This window comes from Desulfosediminicola sp. (genome assembly GCF_048381775.1).
Lineage (GTDB): Bacteria > Desulfobacterota > Desulfobulbia > Desulfobulbales > Desulfocapsaceae > Desulfopila > Desulfopila ganghwensis.
In genome coordinates this window covers 59,457-76,544 of the sequence record NZ_JBLXGE010000016.1, presented here as the reverse complement: position 1 = coordinate 76,544, position 17,088 = coordinate 59,457, and the positions used below count along the sequence as shown (strand labels likewise).

At 48.3% G+C, this 17,088-nt stretch carries 17 protein-coding genes; 2 read left to right on the top strand and 15 right to left on the bottom strand.

The window, feature by feature from the left end:
* Positions 1–68 precede the first annotated feature (68 nt).
* On the top strand, positions 69–1,082 hold the full coding sequence (locus ACN5NT_RS21340) for an alpha-hydroxy-acid oxidizing protein (protein WP_419176827.1): 1,014 nt from the start codon (positions 69–71) through the stop codon (positions 1,080–1,082).
* A gap of 221 nt (positions 1,083–1,303) precedes the next feature.
* Here the strand turns inward: ACN5NT_RS21340 and ACN5NT_RS21335 are convergent, their stop codons facing one another.
* The 5 genes from ACN5NT_RS21335 to ACN5NT_RS21315 form a co-directional block, all read right to left on the bottom strand.
* Positions 1,304–1,654 carry a hypothetical protein gene (locus ACN5NT_RS21335; RefSeq protein ID WP_136798411.1) on the bottom strand — a complete coding sequence of 117 codons (351 nt, stop codon included), beginning with the start codon at positions 1,652–1,654 and terminating at the stop codon, positions 1,304–1,306.
* 262 nt (positions 1,655–1,916) lie between these two features.
* Positions 1,917–2,396: a tripartite tricarboxylate transporter TctB family protein gene (locus tag ACN5NT_RS21330; RefSeq protein WP_136798412.1), complete on the bottom strand. Its 480-nt coding sequence runs from the start codon at positions 2,394–2,396 to the stop codon at positions 1,917–1,919.
* The gene (locus tag ACN5NT_RS21325; protein ID WP_167495816.1) at positions 2,396–3,910 is read right to left on the bottom strand and encodes a tripartite tricarboxylate transporter permease; all 1,515 of its coding nucleotides are present in this window, start codon (positions 3,908–3,910) and stop codon (positions 2,396–2,398) included. The genes ACN5NT_RS21330 and ACN5NT_RS21325 overlap by 1 nt, the downstream gene beginning before the upstream one ends.
* 88 nt (positions 3,911–3,998) lie before the next feature.
* Entirely contained in the window at positions 3,999–4,940 is a 942-nt protein-coding gene (locus tag ACN5NT_RS21320; RefSeq protein ID WP_136798414.1) for a Bug family tripartite tricarboxylate transporter substrate binding protein, read from the bottom strand.
* Positions 4,941–5,279: 339 nt separating this feature from the next.
* A complete protein-coding gene (locus tag ACN5NT_RS21315) occupies positions 5,280–5,489 on the bottom strand; it encodes a hypothetical protein (RefSeq protein ID WP_419176826.1) in 210 nt (69 codons plus the stop codon).
* Positions 5,490–6,111: 622 nt separating this feature from the next.
* Here ACN5NT_RS21315 and ACN5NT_RS21310 point away from each other — a divergent pair.
* Positions 6,112–6,606 carry a GNAT family N-acetyltransferase gene (locus ACN5NT_RS21310; RefSeq protein WP_136798415.1) on the top strand — a complete coding sequence of 165 codons (495 nt, stop codon included), beginning with the start codon at positions 6,112–6,114 and terminating at the stop codon, positions 6,604–6,606.
* A gap of 143 nt (positions 6,607–6,749) precedes the next feature.
* Here ACN5NT_RS21310 and ACN5NT_RS21305 read toward each other — a convergent pair whose 3' ends face one another.
* The 10 genes from ACN5NT_RS21305 to ACN5NT_RS21260 form a co-directional block, all read right to left on the bottom strand.
* A complete protein-coding gene (locus ACN5NT_RS21305) occupies positions 6,750–7,328 on the bottom strand; it encodes a DUF2179 domain-containing protein (RefSeq protein ID WP_136798416.1) in 579 nt (192 codons plus the stop codon).
* Between the two features lie 131 nt (positions 7,329–7,459).
* A complete protein-coding gene (locus ACN5NT_RS21300; protein ID WP_136798417.1) occupies positions 7,460–7,684 on the bottom strand; it encodes a hypothetical protein in 225 nt (74 codons plus the stop codon).
* Between the two features lie 269 nt (positions 7,685–7,953).
* A complete protein-coding gene (locus ACN5NT_RS21295) occupies positions 7,954–9,357 on the bottom strand; it encodes a sigma-54 interaction domain-containing protein (protein ID WP_419176825.1) in 1,404 nt (467 codons plus the stop codon).
* A gap of 512 nt (positions 9,358–9,869) precedes the next feature.
* Positions 9,870–10,199 carry a hypothetical protein gene (locus ACN5NT_RS21290; RefSeq protein WP_136798419.1) on the bottom strand — a complete coding sequence of 110 codons (330 nt, stop codon included), beginning with the start codon at positions 10,197–10,199 and terminating at the stop codon, positions 9,870–9,872.
* Positions 10,200–10,467: 268 nt separating this feature from the next.
* Positions 10,468–11,133, bottom strand: coding sequence for an HAD family hydrolase (locus tag ACN5NT_RS21285; protein ID WP_419176824.1), 666 nt, complete (start codon positions 11,131–11,133; stop codon positions 10,468–10,470).
* Positions 11,134–11,282: 149 nt separating this feature from the next.
* A complete protein-coding gene (locus tag ACN5NT_RS21280) occupies positions 11,283–12,635 on the bottom strand; it encodes a sigma-54-dependent transcriptional regulator (RefSeq protein ID WP_419176823.1) in 1,353 nt (450 codons plus the stop codon).
* Positions 12,607–14,124, bottom strand: coding sequence for an ATP-binding protein (locus tag ACN5NT_RS21275; RefSeq protein ID WP_419176822.1), 1,518 nt, complete (start codon positions 14,122–14,124; stop codon positions 12,607–12,609). The genes ACN5NT_RS21280 and ACN5NT_RS21275 overlap by 29 nt, the downstream gene beginning before the upstream one ends.
* Complete coding sequence (gene phnD / locus ACN5NT_RS21270; RefSeq protein WP_419176821.1) at positions 14,121–14,993, bottom strand: phosphate/phosphite/phosphonate ABC transporter substrate-binding protein; 873 nt, start codon at positions 14,991–14,993, stop codon at positions 14,121–14,123. The genes ACN5NT_RS21275 and phnD overlap by 4 nt, the downstream gene beginning before the upstream one ends.
* Positions 14,994–15,038: 45 nt before the next feature.
* Positions 15,039–15,488 carry a universal stress protein gene (locus ACN5NT_RS21265; protein ID WP_136798424.1) on the bottom strand — a complete coding sequence of 150 codons (450 nt, stop codon included), beginning with the start codon at positions 15,486–15,488 and terminating at the stop codon, positions 15,039–15,041.
* Between the two features lie 272 nt (positions 15,489–15,760).
* Positions 15,761–16,843 (bottom strand): YeiH family protein, encoded by a 1,083-nt coding sequence (locus tag ACN5NT_RS21260; protein ID WP_419176820.1) that lies wholly within the window; start codon positions 16,841–16,843, stop codon positions 15,761–15,763.
* Positions 16,844–17,088 lie beyond the last annotated feature (245 nt).

Genomic DNA, 17,088 nt, shown 5'->3' with positions numbered 1-17,088 from the left:
CAGAATGCTTCAAACCTCATTGCCAAAGAAAATTATGAAATATTACAACATAACTGCAGGAGTAGATCGTGAAAGAAATTCGAGATAATGCACGAAAATTAATGGGAAATCAATGCAAGGTATGTGCAATATGTAACGGCAAGGTCTGCGCCGGACAAGTACCTGGAATGGGCGGTCTCGGCACAGGCGCCTCTTTTAGAAACAATCTCTCAGCTCTTGAAAACGTTCGCCTGAACATGAGATTGATCCATAATGTTGTTGAACCGGATACCACAGTAAGTATTCTCGGAAAAGATCTCGCCCTGCCCCTTATTGCCGCCCCCATCGGCGGTGTCTCCTTCAACATGAACGAGGCAATTACCGAAGATGACTACATCCAGTCAATCATCAACGGCTGTAAGGCCAAGTCCATCATCGGCTGCACCGGGGATGGGGTTCCGGAGTGGCTCTCCAGTGCAGGCTTCAACGCCGTTAAACTGGCCGATGGATACGGTATACCATTCATCAAGCCATGGGAAGATGAAGAGTTCTTCCAAAAGATCGAGCTGGCCAAAGCAACCGGGACAGACACAATAGGCATGGATATCGACGCCGCCGGCCTCATCACGTTACGAAAAATGGGACGTCCGGTATCCCCTAAACCACTTGCTGAACTCACCGACATCATCAAAAAGATTGGGATGAAATTTATCCTCAAAGGGGTAATGACCGCGGACGAAGCCGAGCTTGCATGTAAAGCCGGAGCCGACGCTATTGTCGTCTCCAATCATGGGGGGCGTGTGCTCGATCACGCGCCGGGAACTGCTGAAGTACTGCCCGCCATTGCCGAAAGAGTGAAAGGGAAAATCACAATTCTCGCAGACGGCGGTATCCGCACCGGCAATGACGTACTGAAGATGCTTGCCCTGGGAGCGGATGCAGTAATGATAGGTCGACCGTTTTCCGTTGCCGCAGTAGGTGGCCTGCAAGACGGAGTTGAAAGCTACATTGATAGCATCCACAGTGAGCTGAAACAGGTGATGGTGCTGACTGGTACCGGCAAGGCCTCAGCTGTTGATAGCAAAATACTCTTCAACGGATAACTTCCCGACCAAGTATTTTCTCACACCATAATCTTCTCGATAGCAACATTCACGGCATCATGGAATGAAGCGTGATACCAGAGGTTAGAGGTTAGGTGAAATCAAAAAAATGCCCCTATCTGCGAAAGCAAATAGCGGCATTTTATATTTCTACTACTTCCCGTAGAGTCCATGAACGATAGTTACATTCTGTCAAATAACTCTTTTGACAGGCAATCCTACTAACTCGGGAACACCTTCTTTTTCAACTCCTCATCTGCCATCACCGCTTCCAGCAGAAAACAGCAATGGGCGGTACGACTTCTGCCAAGCTCCTCTGCCCACTCACGCAGCTCTTCTGCTCTAAACACAGAAACCTTGGTGGCAATATGCCTACCCGGCTTTTCTCTCGGGCTGATTTCGCCCGGGAAATCCTCACGGTTCTTCAAGGCATACCCCAGAACCTGATTGAAAATTTTTGAAACAGTTACCGCCCTGGCATCTGCCAGCGCCTTGATCTCTTCCCGCAATCCTTTACCGCTTGAAGCTTTGGGAATGTTGATGGACCTCATATGAACGGCTGCACCTGACATACACACCTCCTTATGGGTTTGAGTTTGTGTACTATTAGAAAAATAGTAGCGCAGTTGTCAAGCTTTTTGAAGCTCCATGTAGATGTTTGGAGAAAAATAAAGCCGCCCAAAGTAATTGGGCGGCCTTGTGGCATAATTCGCATATGCCGTGATTACTAATCAGGTTGAATCCTACATGAGCTTGGTTTCATTCTAAAACCTGAGCAATCCTTCCAAACCGAGCAAAAAGGGTTAGAGGGAATACAACGTTTTCCGCCTGAAACTAATCCACCCACATAGCCGTCGGCAACGGCACTCCCAGCCCCAGCTGGAAGATGCAATAGAACACAGTCACCACGACAACTGATAACAGCAGCGAAGTCTGGATTCCCTTGCGGGTGAATCGCTCTTCCGACAGGTAGAGATTAAAGGCGAAGTAGAAGATATAACTCGAGGGCAAAAAGCCAATCACAGGTAACATCAGCAGATAGCAAAGCAGTATTCCCACACCTATGACAATGTTGTTTCGCTCGATCACCGAATCGAAGAAGGTAATATACTCCGGTTTGGTGAATGCCGTAATCAGTGTCAGCATCGAAAAAACAGTAAGGCCGATCAGAACATAATTGACAAAAATCACACCAAGCCGGCTGAGGTCACGGGTAAAATAGTAGACCCCAGCAGCCAGAACAAGACCGATAACCGAAATTACCAGATCACTGTTAATCTTTTTCTGGTTTCCATCACTTTGGATATCGCTCATCACGCCACCTCGCCTTTGTTCTTTTTCGCACGCCAGGAGGCAATAAGGGGCCAACACAGCGAGAGCACACACAGAGCAATCAGAAAACCGCTGATCGGTCTAAATACCATGTAATTGAACACGCCCTGGAACTGACCGGCGAGTACAGATTTCACCAGACCCTCTTCGATGAATGGCCCGAGAATAAGACCAAGCACGATTGGTGCCGGGTGAAAATTCAGTTTCCTGCTGATAAAACCGATGATGCCAAAGACGAACATTATCCAGACATCCAGCATGGAGTTACGGATCGCATAGGCACCCAGTACGGTCATAAAGATGATTCCGGGTGCCAGGTAACGAGAAGGAATATTGATGATCCTCGAAAAAATGACACTACCGAATGCGCCTATGAAACTCACCAGAAAGGCTGCAACCAAAAGACCCATCAGAAAGGAATAGATAATCGGCGCTTCCGGCCCGGTAAAGAGTTCTGCGCCCGGCTTAAGGCGATGCACCATCAGCGCACCCAGAATTACTGCCGCAGCCGGTGAACCCGGAATACCAAGGGTAAGCAGCGGAATGAGTGAACCAGGGGCCATGGCGCTATTGGCAGACTCACTGGCGGCAACACCGTCAATGGTGCCTTTGCCATATTTATCCGGGTCTTTACTCCAGCGACGCGCCTCGTTGTACGAGACCATGCTGGCAATATTCCCACCTGCGCCAGGCGCAAAACCTACAATGGTGCCAATGATTGCCGAACGAATGAGCAAGACCGGTTTTTTGATCACTTGCAGGGCCACTTCACCAATAACCCCCAGTTTCGGTTCAACCGCCTTATCGGTATAGGTTTTTTGACGTTTACCAATAACGCTGGAGAGTATCTCCGGCAGACAGAAGAAACCAATCAGGGCAACGATCAGGTCAATTCCACCCTGCAGGACCGGAAAACCAAAGGTCAAACGTACATCGCCGCCGATGCTTGCCATACCTACCACAGACAACACCATGCCTATGCAACCGGCCAGGAAGCCCTTAATCACACTACCGGAAGAGAGGGCACTGATAATGGTCAGGCCGAAGATACCCAGCCAGAAATATTCGGGTGGACCAAATTTTAAGGAGGCAGCAGCCAGGGGTGGCCCGGCCACAACCAGCACCACATTGGCCAGCAATGAACCGACGGTACTGGCCAGGGCGGCTGTTACCAGTGCATGCTGGGCCATACCCTTTTGTGCCAGGGGAAAACCATCGAATGTGGTGGCAATGGCGGATGGTGTGCCCGGAGTGTTGATCAGGATGGCCGGAATAGCATCGCCATACATGGCACCTACATAAATTCCGGCCAGCATGATCAGTCCGGTTTCCGGTGACATGGTAAAGGTAAAAGGAACCAGCAGTGCAAGTCCCATGGTCGCAGTCAGACCGGGTAGCGCCCCGAACGTGATGCCCAGAAAAACACCCCCAAAAAGCAGGATGAAGTTCAGCGGCACAAAGACCTGCTGCAGGCCTTGTAAAACAACATCAAACATATCACGCCTCATCAAAGCAAATCGCCCGGTGCGCCGGATAGGGCGTACCGGGCATATTGAACTACAATTTGATCAGATAGATCTGATCCTACTTGAACTCTTCAACAATCGGAGCCCACTGCTTGACCTTCTCGTCGATATATTGCTGTGCTTCTTCGGCACCAATGGTCAGCGGAACAAAACCGTCTTCGCGCATCTGTTTGACAACTTCCGGATCTGAGGCAATCGCGATAAATGCCTTTTCGAGCGCGGCTACAACCTCATCCGGGGTCCCCTGGGGTACTGCTGCTCCACGGTCGATTGAGGCATACATTTCATAACCTTTGCTACTGAAAGTCGGAACCTCTGGCATGTTTTCAAAAGGTTCCTTGGAGCCAAAGGCAAGAACACGAATCTTGTCCGCATGCTGAACCAGGTCGTTGCTATTGGCCCATACCGCCTGTACATGACCGCCGAGGAAATCAGCAATACTCTGGGCGGCACCAGTGCTTGGGATATAGGTCATGTTGACTTCAGCCAGCTTGGAGAGCTGAAGATGTGCCACGTGGTGACCAGACCAGGTACCGGAACCTCCAATGATCATGCCACCAGGATTCTTGCCCGCAAATGCCAACAGATCCTCTAGCGACTGGATAGGGTTGTCCTTCATTACCGCCAGACCGATTGGCGTAGCCTGAAAGAACGCTACCGGCTTGATTTGATCGGTGGAGTAACCGGCATTACCACGGGCAAGTGGCTGAAGCACGATGTGTGGGACGTTGATTCCTGAAATGTAATAACCATCCGGCTTCTTGCGCACCAGCTCAGACCAGCCAAGAGAACCACCGCCGCCCGGCTTGTATTCGATCACCACCTTCTGGCCAAGGATGTCCTCAAGCATAGGTTGCTGGCGTCGAGCCTCAAGATCTGACTGACCACCGGGACCAAATGGAATCTGGTAGGTGATTGGCTCTTCCGGGAAAGCAGCCATTGCAGGGCTGGTAATCAGAGTGGCAAATGCTACAGCTGCGGTTAAAAGAAAACTCTTCATTAGTACTTCCTCCTTAAAGTGTGGATCAATTACTTGCGTTAGATCGGAAAACCAGGTTTCCAGATTGTCGGTGAGTACAGAGTTTTATAAAGCAAAAACCAGACCTACTTGCCCCAAACCTTTAAAACTGTTGCAATTCAGGGAGTTAAATAGGTTTTTGCCCTCCCTGCCTATCGCATTTGATGCCGAATATTCACCACTGTGCCCAATATTGGTTGGACCAGGTTCGGCACATCCAAGCTATCGAACAAAATGAATAAATTAACCCGCCCACATGCTTGGACGGCTTTCAACGAAGCGATCTTGGCGCTACGTATGGATAAATGCTGTTTGGCTCAATCACCGAATCGCAGAAGGTGATGTACTCCAGTTTGGTGAATACCTATTGATCGTCAGCACTGAAAAAACGGCACGGTCGATCAGACCGAGAACGATAGGTGCAGGGTGAAAATTCAGCGTCCTGCTGATAAAACTGATGATACCAAAGATGAACATGACCCAGACATCGAGCCTGGTGCTGGCGATCGCATGGGCACCGAGTACGGTCATAAAGATGATTTTTGGCGCCAGGAAGGTCAAAATCTAAATTAATCGCTCTTTAGTCGCAGCTTTACTTTTCCTTTCCTACGTTAGGCGCTGTAGGTCTTTCTTTCAAATTATTGGAGGCCCCGCAAACACAGCAACTTCAGCATTGCAATCGTGGCTGAACTCCAGAGAAGCTGTATGAGCGTTGTCCCTATGGGGTTGAGAGAAGCGAAAACCATCACCGCTTGTTTCTCCCGACAATCTGGAGGACAGCATTGCCCTCTAATTCCCAACGCCAACTGCAACTCTTTCAGCCGGTGCAATAATTTGGAATCTGGCCTTAATCACCAGCTCTTTCGCTGGCACTCGCCGTACCTGTCGCAGGTTGATTATTCACTCACTTCGATGGGCTCAGGTTCCATTCAATGAACTATCAGGGTATTTTGTTTTGAGTGAGACTAAGGACAGGATGAACGCATAAAAATCATACCCATGCTGAGAGTAAAAACGGGTCGTCAGCTTACAGATGCGGGGTATGGTCTGCCGCGATAATCTGCCCCCGACTGTCTGCAAGCTGAATATCAAACAGTGCTGCCGGCAGCCGGGGCTGTATTGACTACGGACAAAAAAGATTCAGGAAATGAAAATGAATGAACCAGTAACCATCTATTACCTGCAAATGACTGAGCCTGAGGCACTTTGTCCCTCATCGCCAAAGATCGAGATAGATATTCGCGAATGCTCTATACGCCAGTATCAGTACAACAAGTTTCTCTATCAATTTATCGGAGAGAAATGGCTCTGGACGGACAAGCTCGCCTTAAGCGATGAAGAGTGGCAGGACTATGTGGCAAGCGACAATCTGCGCACCTGGGTCGCGTATAAGGACGGTGCCATTGCCGGCTATTTTGAACTACTCAGGGAAGGTGATGAGGTAGAGATAATATACTTCGGGCTTGCCGAACAATTCATTGGCAAGGGGTGTGGAGGGTATCTGCTAACCGAGGCCATCAGAAAAGCCTGGAGCTGGGAAGGGGTCAGGCGAGTCTGGGTGCATACCTGCACCCTCGATCATCCAGGCGCACTGAGAAATTATCAGGCACGGGGCATGCGGATCTATAAAGAAGAAATAAATTCTTAAGCGACAACCCTACTCAGCCCAAAACAGTTCCGATCTCAATATCAATTGAGATCGGAATTGTTAACTGCCATGCAAGGTAACGAGCGCCTCTAATTTTTTGTAGAGCGCTCACGAAGCACATTCCCACAAATCCAAGAAGGGGGTCACTTTTTCTTAATCACAGCCCGCCAGCCCGTAACAGGTTGCATGATCGGTCGAGTGATGCTGCTCACCGACCCCGCCTGCTCTGTGACGTAAAACGCATATGGGTCCAGAGCGGTAACCGTTGCCAGTAACTCTTTCAATTCCCGGCGACGGCACACCACGTAATGCTCCGTAACCGGCCCTTTTTGCCCCTCGCCCGTAAATGAAGTAACATTATAACCTTGATTTCTCATGGCTTTGGCAATTCCAGCTGCATCGTTGTTGCTGTTTACCCTGAGAATCATATGCCCCATGGCGATGAACTTCTCCACCTTGATGCCAACCAGATTTCCAGTGGCAAATCCAAAAGCGTAGACGAGGCCAAGCGCTGGCTGTTGAGTGACAACCTGTACAATACCGGATACGACCACAAGCCAGATTGCAGCTTCAAAAAATCCAAGCCAGAAAGACATGAGCGTTCTGCCATGAACAATGGCAATAGTCCTCAAGGTACCCAGGGAGACATCAACCACCCGCGCAGCAAAAATCAGGAACCCGTAAGCCCAGTCTGTATTATAAAATATTTCTGTAAAATCCATTCTTAACAAAACTTTATAGGATGCTTCATATAAAAAGCAGGAAATATTAATTTCCTGCTTCAATCAAGTACACACGTTATCCAGCTGCAACAAGCATGTATCCGGAGGCCCAGTGCAGCCCATTTCCATCATCAATCGTCAAATAGATTTTCTCCATAAAACTCATCATGATATTTATCCTCGATCATTGCTAACTTGACCGGATTCTTGGAAAGGATTGTGTATTCCGTTCCACACTCATAACAGACAATTTCATCTCCCTGACCAAAGTAGTATTCGACCGGGATATAGCACAGACATATCTGGCATTTGCCAAACCTCTCTCTGTCGCTCTGATGCTTATTGAATTTGCCCATCCCCGCCTCCATTGCGTATTCGCAGGTTAAATTCCTTGAGGTTAAATCCAAAACCAATCTACAAATTTCAAAAAACGATATACCAAAAATCATGCCAGAAGCACCAAAGCGGAAAAAATCAATTTTTCCGATTACTTACAATGGGTTAACTGGACAGACTATCAACAGGGGTTGTGAACAAAATATTCCGATGAATCAGGCGGGATAGGAGGGAGAAAGATGCTATGACGCTCTTTTTTCTTGTTTGAACAGAATTTTCCGAAGTGTCGCTATTTTTCCGATTTTTTGAAATCTTCTTTCTTCAAACCGTGGATCTTCATTTTATTATAGAGTGCCCTCGGTGTAAGGCCGGCCAATTGCGCAGCCTCACCAATGCGTCCATCCGTGTAGTCGAGCAACTCCACCAGATATTTTCTCTCTGCAGATTGTGAAAGCAGGTTTTTATACGATTTCAGGGTAGTACCCGGCCTGAAAGCTGTATCGGTCAGATTGCCGACATCTACTGAGGTGTCGCTGATGGGAACGCCTGGAATATGAATAAGATCTGCGGTAATTGTGTCTGATACCGCAAGCATAACAGCACGTTCTATAACGTTCTGCAATTCCCTTACGTTGCCAAACCAGGGTACTGAAAGCAACAGATTCATTGCCTGGTTATCAAGACCTTTAACGTATTCACGACCGTTCCTCTTCTTGCGGTTGATAAAGTGCTGTACCAGGATAGGAATATCTTCAGTTCGGTCACGAAGAGGTGGAATATGAATCTGAAACACGGACAAACGATAATAGAGATCTGAACGCAAGGTACCATTGTTGAGCAATTCAACGGGATCAGAATTTGTAGCCGCAACCACTCTGAAATCAGCACTTATGTCCACATTACTGCCAAGTCTTTGCAGGGTTCGCTCTTGCAGAACCCGTAAGAGCCGAATCTGCATGGCAGAAGACATCGCCTCAACTTCATCAAGGAAGAGCGTCCCCCCTGCAGCATGTTCAATCTTGCCTATGCGTCGTTCCGAGGCACCGGTAAACGCCCCCTTTTCATATCCGAACAATTCTGACTCAAGAAGAGCGTCAGGCAAGGCTCCGCAATTGACCGCCATAAATGGACCGGATTTTCTGCGCGAGACATTGTGAAAAATATTAGCAAGTAGCTCCTTACCTGTCCCGGTTTCACCAATCAAAAAAACAGGGGACTCAACAGGAGCAACATCCTTTACCAGATCAATCAGGTTTTCCATCAGAGGGCTCTGGGTAACCAGAGTCTCGAGGCCTGGATGTTGCTGGATAAACCCTGCCAGATAACGCTCACGGTTTTGCTGTTGTCTGTTATGCATCAATTGCAGAAAGAGGGCATGACATTTTGCAATATCGTCTGACTCTGCAAAACTGATTTTATCGGCATACGGTGTCGCCTGGGCTTTGACATTGTCATCCGCGCCCAGAATCAAAAGATGCGGAACGTTCTGGATACTGACCACTTCATCAAGGGTCAGTTCACTAAATCCGGGATGGGAAGCTTCAAAGATCCATAGATCAAACACCCGGGAGAAGGCGATGGAATAGAACTCAAGCGCCTTTTCTATATGGATAACCCTGCAGGTGGATGATGAAAATTCGGCACGCAACTTTTCAAGCACCTGGACGGAACTGAAAACAAAGATATTATACATGGCAGCAGATCACGTTAAAAAAAGTAAGAAAATCTTAATTTATCCAATCATTGTACCCCTGTTTTCCATAACCGTCTACGAGAGATCAATCAGGCCCGGAGCTTGATTCAGACACTATGTGCCTACCAGAAATGCTGTAATGAAAAATCTGATCAGCACAATCTTCAGCTTGAAAACGTGAAGTGATAGACGCGAGATGTGAGACGTGACCGATTGGCAAGTGACCAATCCCTGAAATCATAATGCAACCGGCTTGTAGAGTAGGGCTTTACGGCTTTACGTTGTTACTCCTGTCACCTTTTTCCTGCTCCTCACAAATCTTAAGCTGAGGATTTGTGACAATCACATGAGGAACTCATACTGAGTTGAAATCACGATATCTAAAGACCATCTCAAGCTTGTCAAAAACAATGCATGACAAGCTCAAGTGGAATTGCTCTACCCTTCTGAACAAAGCAACCGCCTGCCCAACGCCATGTCAGGTGAGTCATGGTTACGGATCAGGGCAACTCTTATTCTTTCCTCTGGCGAGCCCTGATGGCTGAACTGTAAATGGACTGAGCCTTATCCATAGCCTCCCTGGACTGCAGGGATACCAGATATGCCCTGTCCCATTTGTTCTCTTCCCAAAGCTTTTGGGATTTGCGCAAAAGTTCCAGTGATACGTCCATCTGCGCTTTCATGCCAAAGGGAAATGAGGTCCGGGTGCGGGCCCATTCGAGACGCCCCTCAACATCGAAAATAGCCTCTTCATAATATTCCTGCAGGTATTCCTGCCGTGCAAACTGAATGAAGAGATAAAGAATCGTAACAAAAAATCCAATTGCCAGAACAATACTCATATGCGTTCTCCATCCAAAGATCCAAGGTGCCGGGTTGGAATGAATCAGTTCAGGGAAACACTTCCGAGATTCTACTGATACTTCAAAGATGAAAAAGTACAGCGGGAAATTCTTTTTCTATAAAGGTATCACAAAGCTCCCTGATATTGAAACATTCAGAGATATTTGAGTTAATTTTCCAGTAGTTAAAGAGCTCTTTTTCCTAACAGGTTTACAATTTCAGTAAAAATTGAGAGGTGAGGGGAACAGCGACCTGCTGAAAAGGCTCCTAGAAGCCCGAATTACCCTCCATGAGACTTTGCAGCAGCTCATCATTTACGTCATGGAAACTGGTTATTATACGGTCGGCACGGCTGAAGTCGTGATTACGGGTAAACTCATTGGGGATGGCGATACCGCGGACTTGCGCGTTCTTTGCCGCATTCACTCCGTGGGTCGAGTCTTCAAAGGCAAGGCATGAACCAGCCGGAACACCGATCGCATCAACTGTCTTCAGGTATATCTCCGGGTCAGGCTTACGCCTGTTCACCATATCTCCACCGATCACTGAGCTGAAAAAATCGAAAATGCCGTTAGAACGTAGAATTTCAGTAAGCTCGCGATGGTGGGACGATGAGGCGACCGCAAAGGTCATCCGATCTGCGTAGGTTTCAATTACCTGCTTTGCACCTGCAAACAACTGAATTTCCGGGATCATCTCCAGGTAGAGTTCCTGTTTCTCCCGGATGAGCTGCTCAACACTCTTCGTAATACCCGTATTTTCAATATGGTCACCCGCCACTTTCTCATTACTGGTACCGACATAGGTGAGGAATGTTTCAAAGCTGAACTCCCCTGCCCCATTTTTCAGCAGGATCTCCCGCCAGGCCCGATAATGTTGGGGTTCTGTATCTGCAAGAGTCCCATCCATATCGAAGATGAATGCCTTTATCATTATATGTGAACCTCACGCTCCACCTGCCATCAAACAGATGAAGCATAAACGAAATAAATTTTCTCTTGATGAAATCGAAACTGAAGAAACAATGGTGACTCGATGGGAATCCGCAAGGGTAGTCGTACACCTTTGTTTATTGTCGAGAGTCAGGAAATATTTAGATCTTTCATCTTTTTCCAGAGCACCTTTCTGCTGATGCCAAGGCTTTCTGCAGTGCGTTGTTTTCTACCCCCGGCTTTTTCCAGCGCATCGATTATTCGGTTTCGTTCATAGCGATGCACCCCTTCCTCGAGGCCTAGTCCCTTCTCAGCATCACGGCATAGCTCTGCAACAGCACCATTCTCCTGAACTTTTCTCGGCAAATGACCAAGCCTGATCACACCATCCTGTGCCAGAAGCACCGCCCGCTCAAAAACATTCCGTAGCTCCCTGATATTGCCAGGGTAATCATAAAGCCGGAGTGCTTCTGCAGCCTGTGGAGAAAGCACCGTATCCGGCTTACCATAGCGCTGTGATGATTCACGCAGAAAGTGGTCTATGAGAGCAATGATGTCATCTCCACGTTCACGAAGTGCGGGCAAACGCACTGGCACTACATTGATTCGATAGCTTAAATCTTCGCGAAACTCACCTCTTGCCACAGCTTCTTCTATATCCGTAGCCGTGGCAAATATCACCCGCACATCTACCTTAACAGGCACATTACCGCCCAACCTGGTGATTTCACCATCTTCGAGAACCCGCAAAAGTTTCGCCTGCAGCGCCAAGGGCATATCCCCTATTTCGTCAAAGAAAAAAGTACCCTTATTGGCTGCCTCAAACTTTCCTATTCGCCTGTTGTGCGCCCCGGTGTAGGCCCCCTTTTCATGACCGAACAGTTCTGATTCCAACAACAGTTCAGGCAATGCAGCACAGTTGATTTTCAAAAATTCATTGTTCCTTCGTGAACTGAGCCTATGCAGTGCGTTTGCCACCAGCTCCTTGCCGGTGCCACTCGCCCCCTGAATAAGCACGGGAACACAAGAGTCGGCAACGGCACGAATCCGGTTGAAGACCTCCTGCATGGCAGGACCGCCAACCATATCCTCCAGCCCTTTTTCTGCTTTCAACTGCTGATTCTGCTGGGAAAGCTCACAGAAATTGAAGTAACGCTCCACGGCAATAAGAAGACCGTCATTCGAAAACGGCTTACACAGGAAATCATACGCTCCGCCGCGCATGGCCTTTACTGCAAGTTCTACCTCGGCATAAGCGGTAATCAGGATGGTCCCCATGTTTGGGTAGAGTTCATGGACCTGATCGAGCAAATCAAACCCGGACATACCCGGCAAGCGCACATCCGTAATCAGCAGTTCAAAACTTACTGAACGCAGCGTCTGCAGGGCAGATTCGGCGTCTTCATATGCGTCCACCTCATATCCTGCTGTACTCAGGGTCTGCTGCATGCCTATGCGCATTGCCAGTTCATCTTCAACCAGGAGTATACGCCTGCTCTCCATCTGCTTCGTCCTCAATATGTAGCGAAAGTGTAAAAGTTGATCCGTCGGCACTGCTCTCACTGAGCCAGAGCCGACCGCCATGCTGCTCGGCAATGGATCTGGATACAGCCAGTCCCAGCCCGGTTCCCTTGCCTTGTTGCATGGTACTGAAGAAAAGTTTGAAAATTTTCTCCTGAAGCTCCCCGGGTACGCCATGACCATTGTCAGACACAGAAAGCAATACGCTATCGTCAGTTTGTCGTGCTTCAATACGCAGCACTCCCCCCTCACAGGCCTGCTGCCGGCGCTCGATAGCATGAGCCCCGTTCAGTAGCAAATTGACGATGACCTGCTGAATTTTCAGACTGTCAATCGACATCAGCGGCAGGCCCTCTTCCAGATTCACCTCCAGCCCGATTCCCCTGCGCCGCAGCATCGTTTCCAATAGAGCTGTCGATTTAACAATAACCTCGGCTATGGACACTCTCTGCAAGGTCAACTCAGGCTGGCGCGAATAATCGAGCAGACCGCGCATGGTATCGCGCATCCTGTCCAGACTCTGCTGAATGACCTCGATATGCTGCTGTCGACTCTTTTCGTCGAGTTTGCCGTCAACAAGGTTATTGAAGCAGAGAATCACACCACCTAAAGGGTTATTAATTTCATGGGCGATAGAAGCTGTCAGCTGACCTACCGAGGCCATCTTCTCTGTATGCAGCAACTTCTCCAGCGTCTGCCTGCGGCGCTGCTCCTCTTTTTGCAGACGGGTCACCATCCAGGAGAAGCTCTGTTGCAACTGCCCTATTTCATCATTTCTGGCCGGTAAGTCAGGCATGGGCGTTGAGACATCTCCCACGGAGGTCATCTGCTCCATCCTGTCTGAAAGCCGTTTAATGGGCCGAATAAAATATTCTGCGGCAAAACCTATGATAATCAGAGACGTCAGCAAAGCTACTGCGGCCGCAGCAAGTATCTTGTTAAGCAAATCGCGACTGGCCGCCTCTATCTCACTCAACGAGAAAATGATTCTGCAACCACCCCAGTTTTTAGATTCGATAGCCAGAGGAACCAAAACTTCAAGTATTGGCCACCCATCTCTACTGAAACGCTCTACTCTATCCTCGCTACTGTTGAGTACTTGCCGATACTTTGACGCTTTAAGCTGTGTGCCGTAATATTTCAGATCATCATGACTCACAACTCGAAGTTCGCGATCAAAAACCATAAAAGATTTGATTCGCGAATCCATGGCCATTACATCAGACACGTAAAAATCCAGAAACTCTGTTATGTCATCGTTGTCTGCGATGCCTATCTCTTCGTAAACAAGAGCGTTTATAAAAAGAATCGCAGAGCTTTTTGCTAAAAGCAGGGCTTGTTGTTCCGTATTTTTTTCAAGCAGATTCCGCTCCCGATCAAAAACCTTATAGCTGATGCTCGCTACCGTGCAGAACACGCAAAAGAATGCCAGCAGAACAAATTTTGCCCGAATCCCCCCTGCGGTTATCATCGTTTATCACCATAAAATCCCTGTGCCTCGAGTTCCTGCATCAGTTTTTGTACCGGAGCATAATGACTTTCATCAACTCCGGTAAATCCCGCACGAAGCATCGGACTCCAGCGCTCAAGGGAACTGGCCAGTTCTGGATCCTGATAGTTAAGATTCAGCAAGAGGGTCTGCAACCGGGCATGAAGAGCTTCCGGAACATTTGCAGTACTGACCAGCACAAAACCAGGCAGTTGAGGTGTTATGGCCAAAACCTTCAGACTTTCTGCAGGAAATTTTGCCAATGCCTCTTTGGAAACCGCGCCGGCATCAACCTTCCCGCGCAACAGCGCTCGTATCACCGCATCATGGGTCCTGAAATTCTGCCAGTGGGAAAAATCTTCCGGGGTAATTCCATGCTTAACCAAATACCCCAGAGGCCCAAGATAGCTGGAAGTCGAATCCTTTGAGCCAAACGCAAAAGAATGGCCTTTTAATTCATGAAGAGAGCGAATGTCCTGACGGTCAGCACGTACTACAATCGCAGAACGACTGGTTGGCGTTCCCTCCTGGGAACGTACTGCGCAGATCAAACGGGTGGCTGTAGTTTCCTGAACCTTGAGGTAAGAGACACCTGCCAAAAGAGCAATGTCAACCCGCTCTTCTGCCATGGCATCGACAATCCCCTGATAATCTGCCGCGAGCACAAGCTCTATCTCTATTCCCAGCCGCTTGGCTAAGTAATCGGTAAACGGGAGGTAATGCCGGTACATCACCAGCGGATGATTGAGGGTAATGACTCCGAACCGCAGGACGTCACGGGCAATCGCAGTGGAGTTCGTAATGGTCAGGCAAAAGAGAAGGACACACAGTGCTACTACAAGTCGTCGCATTTCAGCAACCTGTTCTTCATAAAAATTATTTTTCTTCTTTTACCATCATGCATAATAAACCTGGCGAACCGGGCAGCGAACTTTGCGGTGGATCCTGTTGGATAAACTGAAAAAACGATATGCTGGTCTGGCTTTACCACCAATAATCAGGAGCTCAGGCTCAACTTCTCTGACAGTCTGCACGATTGTTTGCAACGGTGAGCCGTCACATATCCTTAACTGAAGAGGTATAGCAGACAAATCCGCCAGAGACTTGAGACTTTCAAACCGTTCCTTTGCTTCATACTCACAGAGCCTATCTATGTATTCCACAAAATGTGACTTGTCAATTTCTGTCGCAAGCGGATCTATCTGGCCAAAGTGCTTCAGGGAGGAATCCACAATATGAAGAACCACTAACTCAGCGTCGTTTGCCCGGCAGTACGAAATGGCAGACTTTTCTGCGTTAGAACAAGATGGCGTTCCTTTGGTGGCCAGAAGCACTTTTTTACTCATTTTTCACCTGGTATCTATCTGTTAGTACATGGAGGACAGGACAGAAGTGCCAAAACCCCTTTGGTAGAGCCGATTTTGCTTCAGCACTCCGTCCTTGCCTGTTTCCATCGGTAGATAATTCGTTGAAACAATCAAACCATAAAACCGCCCACAACCTTCGAAACGCAGATCAGAGAAATAGCGATAATACACACTGCGAGATCCTGTTTTCGTGAAGCTGAAAGGCTTTTAATTTTATTTAACATAACTGTTCCTCTATAAAATTTTGGGTATTAGAAAAAGTAGAGAACTACCAGTAGAGCCAGGGCTGCCTTGGCAGACGCGATAAAAAAGCCAAGAACAAAACCGGAAAGGCCCGCCGCCTTCAAATCAGAGAGTCTGGTGGTCAAACCTATGCTGGCAAAACCCAGTAGGAACGCCCAGTTCATGAATGTCTTCGCCACGTTAATATCCGCCTCGTTCAGCATCCCTGCGGTATTGAGGCACACCACGAGCAGAAAGCCCAGTACGAAGACCGGAAATTTATCGACGATTATGCGCCACTTGTTGACGCTTTGCTGACTGCCCATGCTCGTCGCTTCCCGCGACGCTGCCATAATGACCAGCATCAAAACGACAAAGGGGAGAAAAATCACCCGGCCGATATTGTACACACCGGCGATAAGACCGGCTCCGTCGCTGTAACCAAAACCAGCGGCCAGTACCTGAGCCGAGTTGACGATGCCCACACCGGCAAAAGCACCATATTGAGCATCGGAAAGTTGCAGGACATTACCCACAAGCGGAAATACAATCAGTGCCAGGAGACCGAACATCAGCACCACCGCAATCGAGTAGGCCATCTCTTCTTTTTTGGCACCCACCGCAGGAGCCACTGCGATTGTTGCTGATACACCGCAAACTGACAACCCTGCCGCGATGCAGGCACTGAGTGAAGTGGACATATTCATCTTCTGCGCGGCCCACATCAACAGTATCGCGGAGCCAAAGAGGAACACCACAATCATAATCAAAGCCTGACTGCCAACAGTGACCAACCCTGCAAGCGAATACTTGGCGCCCATCACCACAATGCCGGTCTTGGTCATAATGGTTGAATAGCGCAGACCCGGCTGCAGCATGGTCGGCACACCGACAGTATTGCGGATTGCGATACCTATCAGAATCGCCAGAATAAAATCCTTAATCGACAGATAGGTTTTAAAAAAATCATACTGCTGAAGAAGCGGTGCTGTCAGATATGCTGTAACCGCTACCGATACCACCAGTAACAGGCCGGGCAGACTTTCAGCCACCGTGTTAAACAATGAGCGCTGAGCGCTCACACCGCTGATGGTGTGACTTGCTTGTGACATAGTTTCCTCATTATCAAACTTCTGCAGAAGTGAGTTGCATCACCTCTGCGTATTTCCATGCTCGAACGGGTTGTCGTATACAGCAGGCATTTCCCTATCACGCACGTCCTGATTTCTTGAGAGCTACTATCGCAAGCCGTATGCCAGCTACCATAACAATCGCTATGTAATTGATATCTTAAATCTTATTCAGAACAGATCGATTCCGAAAATGAGTTTCTGTTCCGGGTTTGGAACAAACACAG